The sequence below is a fragment of the Streptomyces sp. LS1784 genome, assembly GCF_020103755.1.
Taxonomy (GTDB): domain Bacteria; phylum Actinomycetota; class Actinomycetes; order Streptomycetales; family Streptomycetaceae; genus Kitasatospora.
Window position 1 is genome coordinate 1 of record NZ_JAHSQD010000209.1, and the last position, 12981, is coordinate 12981.

Annotated in this window: 12 protein-coding genes, 2 tRNA genes and 1 pseudogene; 7 read left to right on the plus strand and 8 right to left on the minus strand. The window is 72.5% G+C overall.

What is annotated here, in order from left to right; all coding sequences use genetic code 11:
• The 3 genes and pseudogenes from KS423_RS23050 to KS423_RS23060 form a co-directional block, all read left to right on the plus strand.
• Positions 1-284: pseudogene (locus KS423_RS23050) on the plus strand (hypothetical protein); the annotation flags it as partial.
• A gap of 228 nt (positions 285-512) precedes the next feature.
• Complete coding sequence (locus KS423_RS23055; RefSeq protein WP_224281505.1) at positions 513-2120, plus strand: N,N-dimethylformamidase beta subunit family domain-containing protein; 1608 nt, start codon at positions 513-515, stop codon at positions 2118-2120.
• A gap of 53 nt (positions 2121-2173) precedes the next feature.
• Positions 2174-3073 carry a phosphoribosylaminoimidazolesuccinocarboxamide synthase gene (locus KS423_RS23060; protein ID WP_224281506.1) on the plus strand — a complete coding sequence of 300 codons (900 nt, stop codon included), beginning with the start codon at positions 2174-2176 and terminating at the stop codon, positions 3071-3073.
• Between the two features lie 25 nt (positions 3074-3098).
• Here KS423_RS23060 and KS423_RS23065 read toward each other — a convergent pair whose 3' ends face one another.
• The 7 genes from KS423_RS23065 to KS423_RS23095 all read right to left on the minus strand — a co-directional run bounded on the left by KS423_RS23065 (position 3099) and on the right by KS423_RS23095 (position 7752).
• Entirely contained in the window at positions 3099-3719 is a 621-nt protein-coding gene (locus KS423_RS23065) for a response regulator transcription factor (protein ID WP_224281507.1), read from the minus strand.
• A 13-nt stretch (positions 3720-3732) separates the two neighbouring features.
• Positions 3733-4974 (minus strand): sensor histidine kinase, encoded by a 1242-nt coding sequence (locus KS423_RS23070; RefSeq protein WP_224281508.1) that lies wholly within the window; start codon positions 4972-4974, stop codon positions 3733-3735.
• A gap of 109 nt (positions 4975-5083) precedes the next feature.
• Positions 5084-5914 (minus strand): ABC transporter permease, encoded by an 831-nt coding sequence (locus tag KS423_RS23075; protein ID WP_224281509.1) that lies wholly within the window; start codon positions 5912-5914, stop codon positions 5084-5086.
• On the minus strand, positions 5911-6918 hold the full coding sequence (locus tag KS423_RS23080; RefSeq protein WP_224281510.1) for an ABC transporter ATP-binding protein: 1008 nt from the start codon (positions 6916-6918) through the stop codon (positions 5911-5913). The genes KS423_RS23075 and KS423_RS23080 overlap by 4 nt, the downstream gene beginning before the upstream one ends.
• 188 nt (positions 6919-7106) lie before the next feature.
• Positions 7107-7179, minus strand: a tRNA-Gly gene (locus KS423_RS23085).
• 39 nt (positions 7180-7218) lie between these two features.
• Positions 7219-7291, minus strand: a tRNA-Gly gene (locus KS423_RS23090).
• A gap of 143 nt (positions 7292-7434) precedes the next feature.
• Entirely contained in the window at positions 7435-7752 is a 318-nt protein-coding gene (locus KS423_RS23095; protein ID WP_030056585.1) for an Lsr2 family protein, read from the minus strand.
• A gap of 467 nt (positions 7753-8219) precedes the next feature.
• On the opposite strand from KS423_RS23095, the gene purS reads away from it, so the two are divergent.
• The 4 genes from purS (at position 8220) to KS423_RS23115 (ending at position 12282) form a co-directional block, all read left to right on the plus strand.
• Complete coding sequence (gene purS, locus KS423_RS23100) at positions 8220-8474, plus strand: phosphoribosylformylglycinamidine synthase subunit PurS (protein WP_049654013.1); 255 nt, start codon at positions 8220-8222, stop codon at positions 8472-8474.
• Positions 8471-9148 (plus strand): phosphoribosylformylglycinamidine synthase subunit PurQ, encoded by a 678-nt coding sequence (gene purQ, locus KS423_RS23105; RefSeq protein WP_224281512.1) that lies wholly within the window; start codon positions 8471-8473, stop codon positions 9146-9148. The genes purS and purQ overlap by 4 nt, the downstream gene beginning before the upstream one ends.
• Positions 9148-11403 (plus strand): phosphoribosylformylglycinamidine synthase subunit PurL, encoded by a 2256-nt coding sequence (purL, locus tag KS423_RS23110; protein WP_224281514.1) that lies wholly within the window; start codon positions 9148-9150, stop codon positions 11401-11403. Before purQ ends, purL begins: the two co-directional genes overlap by 1 nt.
• Before the next feature lie 66 nt (positions 11404-11469).
• Positions 11470-12282 (plus strand): sterol carrier family protein, encoded by an 813-nt coding sequence (locus KS423_RS23115; protein WP_224281515.1) that lies wholly within the window; start codon positions 11470-11472, stop codon positions 12280-12282.
• A gap of 92 nt (positions 12283-12374) precedes the next feature.
• Here the strand turns inward: KS423_RS23115 and KS423_RS23120 are convergent.
• Positions 12375-12981, minus strand: a 607-nt coding sequence (locus tag KS423_RS23120) for a DUF3152 domain-containing protein (RefSeq protein WP_224281516.1), incomplete at its 5' end; no start/stop codon positions are given.

Here is a 12981-nt window from a genome sequence, read left to right on the forward strand (position 1 = left end):
CGGCCCGCACCACCGCCCCGGCCCCGCTGCTCGAACCCGACCGCAGTGGCCGCGACCTGCTGGTCGACCACGTCACCGCGATGGTCTGCTGCGCCGCCGTGGACACCGCCGGCGGCGCCCCCGGCCTGGACTGGCTGGACGGCCCGGTGCTGCTGCTCGGCGGAGTGCGCCGCACCGACCTCGCCGGCCCGGTCGCCCAGGCCGTCGAACAGGGCCAGGACGGCCCGCTGCGCGCCTGGCTGGACGCCGCCGACGTCCGGCTGGAGAAACCCGTCCGCCTCTGATGCCCCGGGCGTCCCAGGAGGGCGCTCGGCACCACCGCGCGCGCCCCCGATCGGTTCGGCCGCCGGGCGTCTTCGCAGGCCGGAGGCCCTGCCCGGGAGGCGCGCGAGATTCCCTGCACCAATTGCTACCGGAGGGTGACGTTGCGCCAGCACTCTGTGGTGTATTAGACCGCACGCACATCCGGGGGGCACGTGCCAACCGGGCGGAAGTGCACCTGGGAGGGGCGCGTGGGGACCGAACTCAACCGCCGCTGGGAGTCGGGGACGCACGCCTACAGCGTCTCCGACCCCTTCGGCCAGGGCCCGCTGCCCTGGCTGCGCAGCCCGGACCAGTACCTGGCCGGCGCGGAGGGCGCCGTCCCCTGGTACGTCTCGGTGGACGCGCCCGGCCAGCAGCCGCTGACCGCGGGCACCCGGCCCAAGCCGTCGGTCGGCACCCCGCAGGGCGCCAACGACGTGGACCAGCAGATCAAGGGCTTCGCCTCGGCCGGGGTGATCCGCCCCGGCGGCTCGGTGGACTTCCGGGTCACCGTCAACCCGCCCCGCGAGTTCACCGTGGACGTCTTCCGGATCGGCCACTACGGCGGCGACGGCGCCCGCCACATGACCTCCAGCCCGCTGATCGCCGGCCTCGTCCAGCCCGCCCCGCTGGTGGCCGACCGGACGGTCTCCTGCCACCACTGGTGGCACTCCTGGCGGCTGCAGATCCCGACGCACTGGAAGCCCGGCGCCTACGTCGCCGTGCTGACCACCGCGGACATGCTGCACCGCAGCCACATCCCCTTCACCGTCCGGGACTTCGAGGAGCAGGGGCACACCGCCGAGCTGCTCCTGGTGCTCCCGGACGTGACCTGGCAGGCGTACAACCTGTTCCCCGAGGACGGCCGCACCGGCGCCAGCCTCTACCACGCCTGGGACGGCCGGGGCGGCCTGGTCGGCGAGCCCGAGGCGGCCGTCACCGTCTCCTTCGACCGCCCGCACGCCACCGCCGGACTGCCGCTGCACGTCGGCCACGCGTACGACTTCATCCGCTGGGCCGAGCGATACGGCTACGACCTCTCCTACGCCACCGCCACCGACCTGCACGCCGGCCTGGTGGCCCCGTCCCGGCACCGGGCGCTGGTCTTCCCCGGCCACGACGAGTACTGGTCCGAACCGATGCGCCGGGCCGCCGAGCGGGCCCGGGACGGAGGCACCTCGCTGGTGTTCCTCTCCGCCAACACCATGTACTGGCGGGTCGAGCTGACCGCTGCCGCCTCCGGCGAGCCCAACCGGCTGCTCAACTGCCGCAAGCGGCAGAAGGTCGTCCCCGGCAGCCCGGCCGCCGGGGCGTCCGGCGCGGCCAGCGCGCTGTGGCGGGACGCCGGGGAGCCCGAGCAGCACCTGCTCGGGGTGCAGTACTCGGGGCGGGTCGCCGCGCCCGTCCCGCTGGTCGCCCGGCACACCGCGCACTGGCTCTGGGACGGCACCGGCCTCCAGGAGGGCGACGAACTGCCCGGGCTGGTCGCGGGCGAGGCCGACCGCTACTACCCCAAGGTCGCGCTGCCCGAGCACAACGAGCGGGTGCTGCTGGCACACTCGCCGTACCAGGACCTGGCCGGCCGCACCCGCTACCAGGAGACCTCGCTGTACCGGGCGCCCAGCGGCGCGTACGTCTTCGCGGCCGGCACCTTCGCCTGGTCGCCCGCGCTGGGCCGTCCGGGCCTGACCGACGAGCGGATCCAGCGGGCCACCGCAAACCTGCTGGACCGGCTCTGCAAGAACCAGCCGTCGGTCCCGGGCCCGGCGGCCGGAGAACCGGCGTTCGGCGGTCGTGAAAGACTGCGGGGGCAGTGACCTCCCTTTCGCGGTGCCCCCGCCCGTGAACGACCCCTGAGGACTGAGACACCTTGAGCGGATTTGTCACCAAGCCCGAGCCGGTCCAGGTACCTGGCCTGGTCCACCTGCACACCGGCAAGGTGCGCGACCTCTACCGCACCGAGTCGGGTGAGCTGGTCATGGTGGCCAGCGACCGGACGTCCGCCCACGACTGGGTGCTGCCGAACGAGATCCCCGACAAGGGCCGCATCCTCACCCAGCTGTCGCTGTGGTGGTTCGAGCGGATCGCCGACATCGTCCCCAACCACGTGATCTCCACCGAGGTCCCGGCCGGCGCCCCGGCCGACTGGAAGGGCCGCACGCTGGTCTGCCGCAGCCTGGAGATGATCCCGGTCGAGGCGGTCGCCCGCGGCTACCTGGCCGGCTCCGGCCTGGCCGAGTACGAGGAGAGCCGCACGGTCTGCGGCATCGCGCTGCCGGAGGGCCTGGAGAACAGCTCCGAGCTGCCCGCCCCGATCTACACCCCGGCGCTCAAGGCCGAGGTCGGCGAGCACGACGAGAACGTCTCCTACGAGGAGACCGCCCGCCGGATCGGCGCCGAGCTGGCCGCCCAGCTGCGCCGCACCACCCTGGACGTCTACGCCCGGGCCCGGGACATCGCCCGCGAGCGCGGCATCATCCTGGCCGACACCAAGTTCGAGTTCGGCCTGCTGGACGGCGAGCTGGTGATCGGCGACGAGGTGCTCACCCCGGACTCCTCCCGCTACTGGCCCGCCGACGAGTACCAGCCGGGCCGCTCGCAGTCGTCCTTCGACAAGCAGCTGATCCGCGACTGGCTGGTCTCCCCGGCCTCCGGCTGGGACCGTTACAGCGAGCAGCCGCCGCCGGCGCTGCCGGCCGAGATCGTCGAGCAGACCCGGGCCAAGTACATCGAGGTGTACGAGCGGCTGACCGGGACCACCTGGGCGTAACGCCACGACGCCCGCGGGTACGGCCTCAGATCCAGCCGTGCTCGCGGGCGATCCGCACCGCCGCGTGCCGGTTCTCCGCGCCCAGCTTGGTGGCCGCCGAGGACAGGTAGTTGCGCACCGTGCCCTGGGAGAGCGAGGCCCGCTCGGCGATCTTGGCGATCGGGGTGCCGTCGGCGGCCAGCTCCAGGACGTCCGTCTCGCGCGGGGTCAGCGGGGTCTCACCGGCGCTGATCGCGTCCGCGGCCAGCTCCGGGTCCACGTACCGGCCGCCGGAGCGCACGGTGCGGATGATGCCGGCCAGGTCGGACGCCGAGACGGTCTTCGGCAGGAAGCCGCGCACCCCGACCTCCAGCGCCCGCTTCAGGTAGCCCGGGCGGCCGTGCCCGGTGACGATCATGCAGCGGCAGTCCGGCAGCAGCAGGCGCAGCTGGGCGGCCACCTCGATGCCGTCCTTGCCCGGCATCTGGAGGTCCAGCACCGCGACGTCCGGGCGGTGCGACTGGGCCATCGCCAGCGCCTCCGGGCCGGAGCCGGCCTGCGCGACCACCTCGATGTCGTCCTCCAGCGAGAGCAGCGCGGCCAGCGCGCCCCGGATCAGGTGCTCGTCGTCGGCGAGCAGGACGCGGACGTGCGCGGTGTCGGTCATCGGGCGACCTTCCTCAACGGCGGATCAGCGGTCGGAGCGGGACGGTGGCGAGCATCCGGAAGACGCCCGCCTCGGCGGCCGGTACGGTCAGCTCGCCGTCGTGGGCGGCGAGCCGCTCGCGCAGTCCGCGCAGCCCGGTGCCGCTGCCCTGGGAGGGGAACGGGACGTCGGGCACCCCGTCATTCTCCAGTTCCAGCACGGCCCGTCCGTCCTCGGTCCGCAGCCGGATCAGGCAGCGGTCGGCCTCGCTGTGCCGCAGCACGTTGGTGGTGGCCTCGCGGATCACCCAGCCGAACACCGACTGCACCGGGGCCGGCAGCTCGTCGGCGTGCTCGCCGAGGTCGATCTCGCAGGTGACGTCGGCCGAGCGCAGCACGGCGCGGGCGCCGATCGCCTCGGCGTGCAGGTCGGCGGTGCGGTAGCCGCGGATGACGTCCCGGACCTCGCGCTGCGACTCCTGGGCGATCTTCTGCACCTCGGCCATCTGGTCGGCGGCCTCCGCACGCCCCCGGCGGGCGAGCTGGACGGCGAGCTCGCTCTTCAGCGCGATGGTGGTGAGGTTGCGGCCCATCACGTCGTGCAGGTCGCGGGAGAAACGCAGCCGCTCCTCGGCGACGGCCAGCCGGGACTGCGCCTCGCGGGCGGCGTCCAGCTCCCAGACCACCGAGGTCAGCCAGGCGAAACTGCGGCAGGTCGCTCCGAGGATGGGCAGCGTGATCAGGGCGCTGACCAGCATTCCGGCGGTGCCGGCGATGCCGTACCCGGCCAGCGCCATCGCCGGGGCCAGCAGCAGGAACCCGCCGAGGGCGGCCAGCGAGGCTCGGGGCAGCGACAGCCCGATGGACGCCGGGCCGAAGGCGACGGCGAGCAGGAGGAGCGAGACCGTGGAGGTGAACGCCGTTGCCTGCGGGCCGTCCGCCCCACCGGCGTCCGGTCCGGACAGCAGGACGGCCCAGGAGCCGGCCACCGCGAACGCGCCGTTGACGGACAGCCAGCGCAGGTGGTCGGTGGGGCGCTTCAGGTAGTGGTCGAGCGAGGTGCGGCAGGCCCGCAGGCCCAGCAGCGTCGAGGTGAGCGCGACCAGCAGGGCGATCCGGACCGTTGCGATGGAGTCCGGCAGGTCGGCACGGGCCCCGGCGGCGAGCAACGTGATCGGGAGCACCAACAGCGGCAGCGAGTAGAGCGACCAGCGCAGGTACAGCTCGGTGCGCTGGGGTTTGCTCAGGTTCGTCCAGCTGTGAAGCGGCGACCGCATTCTCAATTCTTCCGCCCCCAGTTCGACCACGATCATGCTTGCTGCCTTCATATCAGAGGTCGAACCGAGGGTGGTCCTTCGGATTGCTGTTCGGTGCTCAGCCGGAGGCTCAGCGGCGCGGCTCCCAGCGGAAGTAGCGCACCGCGCCCCAGACCGCCAGACCCAGCCAAATGGTCCCGGTGACCAGGTGCGAGCCGGCCGCGCCCCAGGAGCCGGCGAAGCCGGTCGCGGCGACCGAGCCGTCGGTGCCGAACCAGCCGACGCGGATCAGCTGGAAGGCCGGGGTGGTCGGCAGCAGGCGGCAGATGTCGGCCAGCTGCTTGGGCATGACCTCCAGCGGGATGAACAGGCCGGAGCCGAGCTGCATGACCAGCATGATCGGCAGGGTGGTGATGCCCGCGCTCTCCACGGTCTTGGTGAAGGCGCTGGACAGCGCGGCCAGGGCGATCATGGTGGCCAGTGCCAGCAGCAGGCCGACCAGCATCAGCACCGGGTTGACCGGCACGGCCAGGTGCAGGCCGAGGCTGCCGCCGATCCCGATCAGGGCGGCCATCAGCAGGCCGAGCACGAGCGAGGGGACGGCGGTGCCGAGCAGGATCTCGATGTCCCGGGCCTCACCGGTCCGAAGCCGCTTGAGGACCAGCTCACCGCGCCGGCCGACGTACGCGGCGGTCAGGTTGTAGTACACGACGAAGGCCAGGATCATCCCGACCGAGCCGTAGACCAGCAGCGAGTCGACGTCCAGCCCGGGGTTGGTCTCGGCCTGCTTCGCCAGCGTGCTCTGCAGGGTGAAGATCAGCACCAGCGGCAGCAGCAGGGCGGTGAACAGGGCCGTGCGGTTGCGCAGCAGCAGGGTGGCCTCGGCCCGGCCGAGGGCGAGCAGCCGGCGGACGGTGGTGCTCTGCGGGCCGGTGGCGGTGGGGGCGGCGGCGGTGGTCATCGGGCGGATCCGATCAGGCGGCGGCGGGCGGGACGGGTGGCGGCGGGCGCCTGCGGCGGGTTCTGGTGGGCGGCCTCGGAGGCGATCGCGAGGAAGGCCTCCTCCAGCGAGGCGCTGCGGGCGTCCAGGGCACCGAGCGCGATCCCGTGGTGCCGGGCCCAGCCGAGCAGGTCGGTGAGGGTGTCCTGGAGCCCGAGGGTCTGCACGGTGACCTTGCGGCCGTCGACGGCGACCTCGGCCCCGGCCAGGACGGGCAGCGCGGCCCCGGCGAACTCGGGCAGTTCGAAGGAGATCCGGGAGGGCCGGCCGGCGATCACGTCGGCGACGGTGCCGGAGGTGACGACCTGGCCGCCGTGCATGATGGCCAGCCGGTCGGCCAGTTCCTCGGCCTCCTCCAGGTAGTGCGTGGTGAGCAGCACCGTGGTGCCCTGGGCGCGCAGCTCGCGGACCAGCCGCCAGACGGCGGCGCGCGCCTCCGGGTCGAGGCCGGTGCTGGGCTCGTCCAGGAAGAGCACCTCGGGGCGGCCGAGCAGGGCCATCGCGAGGTCCAGCCGGCGCTTCTCGCCGCCGGACAGCTGCTTGACCCGGACGTCCGCGCGGTGGCCGAGGCCGACCAGCTCCAGCGCCTCCGCCACCGGGCGGGCGCCACTGGTCATCCCGGCCCAGGCGCGGCCGGTCTCGGCGGCGGTGAGCTCGCCGGGGAAGCCGCCCTCCTGGAGCATGATGCCGATCCGCGGGCGGACGGCGGCGCGCTCCTTGAAGGGGTCCCGGCCGAGCACCCGGACGGTGCCGCCGGTGGGCGCGGCCAGACCCTCGACGACCTCCATGGTGGAGGTCTTGCCGGCCCCGTTGGTGCCGAGCAGGGCGAACAGCTCGCCGCGGCGGACGGTCAGGTCGACGCCGCGCACGGCGTGGTACCCCGTGGTGCCGCCGCCGTAGTGGCGGTGCAGGTCGGTGACCTCGATCACGTCTTCGCTGGGGCGGGAGGGCCGGCTCGTTTCCATGCCTCAAGCCTTCCGCCGACCGGGCCGCGCGGGCAGTGCGCGCCGTCATGACATCGCGGTGGGGATGCACGGGTCGGCGATGACAAATGTCATGGCCGTACCCCCGGTCGAACTCGCGGACGTCGGGCTCGCGGGCGCCGGGGGGAATGCCGAAGGGCCCCCTCGATCGAGGGGGCCCTTCGTACCGGAGCGGACGACGAGATTCGAACTCGCGACCCTCACCTTGGCAAGGTGATGCTCTACCAACTGAGCCACGTCCGCAGGTCTGACTATTGAGTTGTGCTGTGCTCGCGCACTGCGAGCGGACGACGAGATTCGAACTCGCGACCCTCACCTTGGCAAGGTGATGCTCTACCAACTGAGCCACGTCCGCATGGTGCCTGGTGGGGCACCCGCCGCCTCTTCGGATCTCTCCGTTGCGGCGACGAGGAATACTCTACAGCATCGTTCGGGGTGGTCGCCCCACCCTTTCGGTCCGGGTGGGCGGGGCGACCGGGGAGCGGGTCCCCGCGCGGCTCAGTTCGCCTCGGCGAACGCCTCGTACACGTGCTTGGGGATGCGTCCGCGGGCCGGCAGTTCCATCCCGCGGGACAGGGCCCAGGCGCGGACGGCGGCCGGGTCCGGGGTGAGGGCGGTGCGGCGGAAGGACTTTCCGGTGCGGCTCTGGCGGCGGCCGGCGGCGACGAACGGGGCGAGGGCCTCCCGCAGCTTTTCCGCGTTGTCCACGGACAGGTCGATCTCGTACGACTTCCCGTCGACGCCGAAGTGGACGGTTTCCGCGGCAGCGCCGCCGTCCAGGTCGTCGGAGAGCGTGACAACTACACGCTGAGCCATGGGTGTCAATCCTCTCGGGCAATTCGGCCACCGGTCCGCGGGGGTACGCCGGGGCCTGATGTGCACCAACTCGCGCAAGCGCGTACGGGCGGGCCGGACGGCTCGCCTGATACGCAGCACTTGCCGCGACAGGTGGCCCTATTCTGCACCCGAAGGGGGCCGAAATCGAAGAGTCCGGCATTCTTTTCCGGATATTCACGTCTCTTCGCGGGACTCCCGGATACCGATGAGCGGGACGGGCGGATCTGTCCCCAAGTGCCGTATTCGGGTGTTCTCCGGACGGCGTGGTTCCGAGTGCCGAATCCGCGGAAACCGGTCGGCCCGGACGGGCGGCGAGGAGCCCGGATCCCTTGCGGCGTAAGGGTCTGGGGTCTACGCGCGTCGCTATCCCCGGCCAGCAATCCTGCCCGAAACCACGGGTAGTCTGGAGTTCCCCCGCCTCACCGAAGACACCACCGGGAGTGCCAGTGGCACGCGTCGTAGTCGACGTCATGCTCAAGCCGGAGATCCTCGACCCCCAGGGACAGGCGGTGCAGCGCGCACTGCCCCGTCTCGGATTCACCGGGATCGCCGACGTCCGCCAGGGCAAGCGTTTCGAGCTGGATGTGGAGGGCCCGGTCGACGACGCGGCGCTCGCCCGTATCCGCGAAGCCGCCGAGACCTTTCTCGCCAACACCGTGATCGAGGACTTCACCGTCCGGGTCGAGGAGGAGGGCAAGTGACCACCCGCGTCGGCGTCGTCACTTTCCCCGGCTCCCTCGACGACCGCGACGCCCAGCGGGCGGTCCGCCTCGCCGGCGCCGAGCCGGTCGCCCTCTGGCACCGTGACAAGGATCTCCACCAGGTCGACGCCGTCGTCCTGCCGGGAGGATTCAGTTACGGCGACTATCTGCGCTGCGGTGCGATCTCCCGCTTCTCGCCGGTGATGGAGACCATCATCGAGCAGGCGAGGCTCGGAATGCCGGTGCTCGGTATCTGCAACGGCTTCCAGGTGCTGTGCGAATCGCACCTGCTGCCCGGTGCGCTGACCCGGAACGACTCGCTGCACTTCATCTGCCGCGACCAGAAGCTGCGCATCGAGAACGCCGGCACCGCCTGGACCCGGGATTACTCGGCGGGCCAGGAAATCGTCGTCCCGCTGAAGAACGGCGAGGGCCGCTTCGTCGCCGAGGAGCGGGTGCTGGACGAACTGGAGGCGGAGGGCCGGGTCGTCGCCCGTTACCTGGACGTCAACCCGAACGGTTCGTACCGCGACATCGCCGGCATCACCAACGCCGCCGGCAATGTCGTCGGCCTGATGCCGCACCCGGAGCACGCCGTGGAGCCGCTCACCGGTCCGACCACCGAGGGCCTGGGCTTCTTCACTTCCGTCCTGAAGCAGCTGGTGAACGCCTGATGAGCCTCGACACCGTCAAGAACGCCGAGCAGACCCCGGACGCGGCCCAGCCCTGGGCCGAACTCGGCCTCAAGGAGGACGAGTACGCGCGCATCCGGGAGATCCTCGGCCGCCGTCCGACCGGCGCCGAACTCGCCATGTACTCGGTCATGTGGTCGGAGCACTGTTCGTACAAGAGCAGCAAGGTCCACCTGAAGCAGTTCGGCGAGAAGAAGCCGGATTCGGACGCGATGCTCGTCGGCATCGGCGAGAACGCCGGCGTCGTCGACGTCGGCCAGGGCTACGCGGTCACCTTCAAGGTCGAGTCGCACAACCACCCGTCGTACATCGAGCCCTACCAGGGCGCGGCCACCGGCATCGGCGGCATCGTGCGCGACATCCTGGCGATGGGCGCCCGCCCGGTCGCCGTGATGGACCCGCTGCGCTTCGGTGCGGCCGACCACCCGGACACCCGGCGCGTGCTGCCCGGGATCGTCGCGGGCATCGGCGGCTACGGCAACTGCCTGGGCCTGCCGAACATCGGCGGCGAGGTCGTCTTCGACTCCTGCTACCAGGGCAACCCGCTGGTCAACGCGCTGTGCGTGGGTGTCATGAAGCACGAGGACATCCACCTCGCGCAGGCCTCCGGCGCCGGCAACAAGGTCATCCTGTACGGCGCCCGCACCGGCGGCGACGGCATCGGCGGCGTCTCGGTGCTCGCCTCCGAGACCTTCGACGACACCAAGCCGGCCAAGCGCCCGGCGGTCCAGGTCGGCGACCCGTTCCAGGAGAAGCTCCTGATCGAGTGCACCCTGGAGATCTTCCGGGAGAAGCTCGTCAAGGGCATCCAGGACCTCGGTGGCGCCGGCCTGTCCTGCGCGACCAGCGAGCTGGCCTCGGCCGGCTCCGGCGGCATGCGGATCCAGCTCGACACCGTGCACCTGCGCGACCACACGCTCTCGCCCGAGGAGATCCTCATGAGCGAGTCGCAGGAGCGCATGTGCGCGATCGTGGAGCCCGACAAGGTCGACCGCTTCCTGGAGATCTGCGAGAAGTGGGACGTCATCGCCAACGTCATCGGTGAGGTGACCGACGGCGAGCGCCTGGAGATCTACTGGCACGGCGAGCTCGTGGTGGACGTCCCGCCGCGCACCGTCGCCCACGAGGGCCCGACCTACCAGCGCCCGTACGCCCGCCCGAGCTGGCAGGACGCGCTGCAGGCCGACGCCCCGACCGCCGAGCGGCTGGCCCGCCCGACCACCGGCGAGGGCCTCAAGGCCGACCTGCTGAAGGTCGCGAGCCACCCGAACCAGGCCTCCAAGTCCTGGATCACCGACCAGTACGACCGCTACGTGCTCGGCAACACCGTGCTCTCGGTCGGCGAGGACTCGGGCATGATCCGGATCGACGAGGAGACCAACCTCGGCGTCTCGGTCGCCACCGACGGCAACGGCCGCTTCGCCAAGCTGGACCCGTACACCGGCGCCCAGCTGGCCCTGGCCGAGGCGTACCGCAACGTCGCGGCCGGCGGCGCCAAGCCGCTCGCCGTCTCCGACTGCCTCAACTTCGGCTCCCCCGAGGACCCGGACGTGATGTGGCAGTTCGCCGAGGCCACCCGCGGCCTGGCCGACGCCTGCCTGGTGCTCGGCACCCCGGTCACCGGCGGCAACGTCTCGCTGTACAACCAGACCGGCGAGGTCGCCATCCACCCGACCCCGGTGGTCGCGGTGCTCGGCGTCATCGACGACGTCACCCGGCGCACCCCGCTGGCCTTCGCCGAGGAGGGGCAGCTGCTCTACCTGCTCGGCGACACGGCGGACGAGCTCGGCGGCTCGGCCTGGTCGCAGGCCGTCCACGACCACCTCGGCGGCCTGCCGCCCAAGGTGGACCTGGAGCGCGAGCGGCTGCTCGGCGAGATCCTGATCGCCGCCTCGCGCGACGGCATGATCGACGCCGCGCACGACCTGTCCGACGGCGGTCTCGGCCAGGCGCTGGTGGAGAGCTGCCTCAAGGGTGGCCACGGTGCGCGGATCGTCGTGCCCGAGGGCCAGGACCCGTTCGTCCTCCTGTTCTCGGAGTCGGCCGGCCGCGCCGTCGTGGCGGTGCCGCGCAGCGAGGAGCTCCGGTTCAACGACATGTGCACCGCGCGCGGCCTGCCGGCCACCCGGATCGGTGTCGTGGACGGCGACAGCCTGGACGTCCAGGGCCAGTTCAGCGTCTCGCTGGCCGAGCTGAAGGACGCCCACACCGGCGTCATCGAGGCTCTGCTGGCCTGACGCACGGCTCCTGAGGGGCGGGCGGTTCCTGGTGAACCGTCCGCCCCTCGGCGTATGTTGAGGCCCATGCCTGCCAAGCCCCGTACGTACCAGCCGCAGAAGGTCCGCGCCGGTCTGGCCGGCCAGACCCGGGCGCTGAGCGCCGCCGTCGCCGCGCTCGGCACCGGGCAGCTGGACCTGCCGACCCGGCTGGGGCAGTGGCGGGTCCGCGAGCTGCTCGCCCACCTCGCCGTCCAACTCGAGTACGTCCCGGCGCACCTGGACGACCTGCCCCAGGGACGGGCGCCGCTGGACCTGCTGGGCTGGGTGGCCGGGGTCGGTACCGTCGCGCCGCTGCTGGACGAGCAGGCCCGGGAGCGGAGCGCGGCGGAGTTCGCCGGGGACGCGGCCTCGGTGGCGGCCGCCTTCGGGCGGGCCGCGGACGCCCTGACCGCCCTGCTGGAGCGGCCCGAAGCCGCCGACCCGGCCCGCAGGTTCGAGATCCGGCTGGGCTCGATGGCGCTCTCCGACATGCTGGTGACCAGGCTGGTGGAGACGGTCGTGCACGCCGACGACCTGGCCGACGCGCTCGGCCTCGACGCCTTCCCGCACGACCGCCAGGCCCTCGCCGCCGTCACCCGGCTGCTGGCCGACGCCCTCGCCGACCAGGCGCCCGGCGGCGCGGTCGAGGTGCGGGTCCCGCCGTACGCGGTCGTCCAGGCCGTGCCGGGGCCGAAGCACACCCGGGGCACCCCGCCCAACGTGGTGGAGACCGACCCGCTGACCTGGATCCGGCTGGCCACCGGCCGGGCCGACTGGGCGGCGGCGGTCGAGGCCGCCGAGGTGTCCGCCTCGGGGGAGCGCAGCGACCTGCGGGCGTACCTGCCGGTGCTCGGCTAGGGCCTGTCCTCGAACCGGTGTCTGCGGGGCGCGTGGGGGCGGGTCCTGCCCGTCGTGCCGCGGCTCCTGCCCGTCGTGCCGCGGCTCCTGTCCTAGGGGACGGACGGCCCGCTGAGGTACCCGCCCTCCGCGGAGTACGGCCAGGCGTTGGGCGTGCAGCCCTTGAGGCCGTAGATCTGCTGCATCATCGCGGGTGCGGGTTTGCCCTCCCCCGGGCAGCCCTCGTGTCCGTGGCCGATCCGGTGGCCCACCTCGTGGTTGACGATCAGCGCCCGGTACTCCTCCAGCGGTCCGCTGAACTGGGGCGAACCGGTGTTCCAGCGCTTGGAGTTGACGAGCACCTGGTTGCCGACGTTGCAGTTGACCTCACCGTGGGTGTCCAGGCCGGAGGCGCCGCAGATCCGGTCCACGGTGGCCGGTGAGGCGATCTTCACGGTGAAGTCGTACGGGCCGCCGGCGACCAGCTGGAAGCCGTTCTTGCGGTCGTTGGTCCAGCCGCGCTTGTCGCCGAGGATGCCGTGGATCTGTGCGGCGGCCGCTGAGGCGTCGATGCCGATGCCGTCCTCGACCTCGACCCGGTAGCGGCGCACGGTGCCGTGCCCGACCGGCTTGGCGGTGGCGGGCGCGACGGTGAAGGTGCCGGCGCCCTTGGTGGGGCCTGGGTCCGGTCCGGCGGGGGCGGGCGGTGCGGGCGGCGGG

Bases quoted from the DNA above. Each gene is read 5' to 3' on its own strand.
- KS423_RS23080 (WP_224281510.1), bottom strand. From the start codon at position 6,918: ATGGAAACGAGCCGGCCCTCCCGCCCCAGCGAAGACGTGATCGAGGTC.
- purL (WP_224281514.1), top strand. From the start codon at position 9,148: ATGAGCCTCGACACCGTCAAGAACGCCGAGCAGACCCCGGACGCGGCC.
- KS423_RS23065 (WP_224281507.1), bottom strand. From the start codon at position 3,719: ATGACCGACACCGCGCACGTCCGCGTCCTGCTCGCCGACGACGAGCAC.
- KS423_RS23070 (WP_224281508.1), bottom strand. From the start codon at position 4,974: ATGCGGTCGCCGCTTCACAGCTGGACGAACCTGAGCAAACCCCAGCGC.
- KS423_RS23095 (WP_030056585.1), bottom strand. From the start codon at position 7,752: ATGGCTCAGCGTGTAGTTGTCACGCTCTCCGACGACCTGGACGGCGGC.
- KS423_RS23075 (WP_224281509.1), bottom strand. From the start codon at position 5,914: ATGACCACCGCCGCCGCCCCCACCGCCACCGGCCCGCAGAGCACCACC.
- KS423_RS23115 (WP_224281515.1), top strand. From the start codon at position 11,470: ATGCCTGCCAAGCCCCGTACGTACCAGCCGCAGAAGGTCCGCGCCGGT.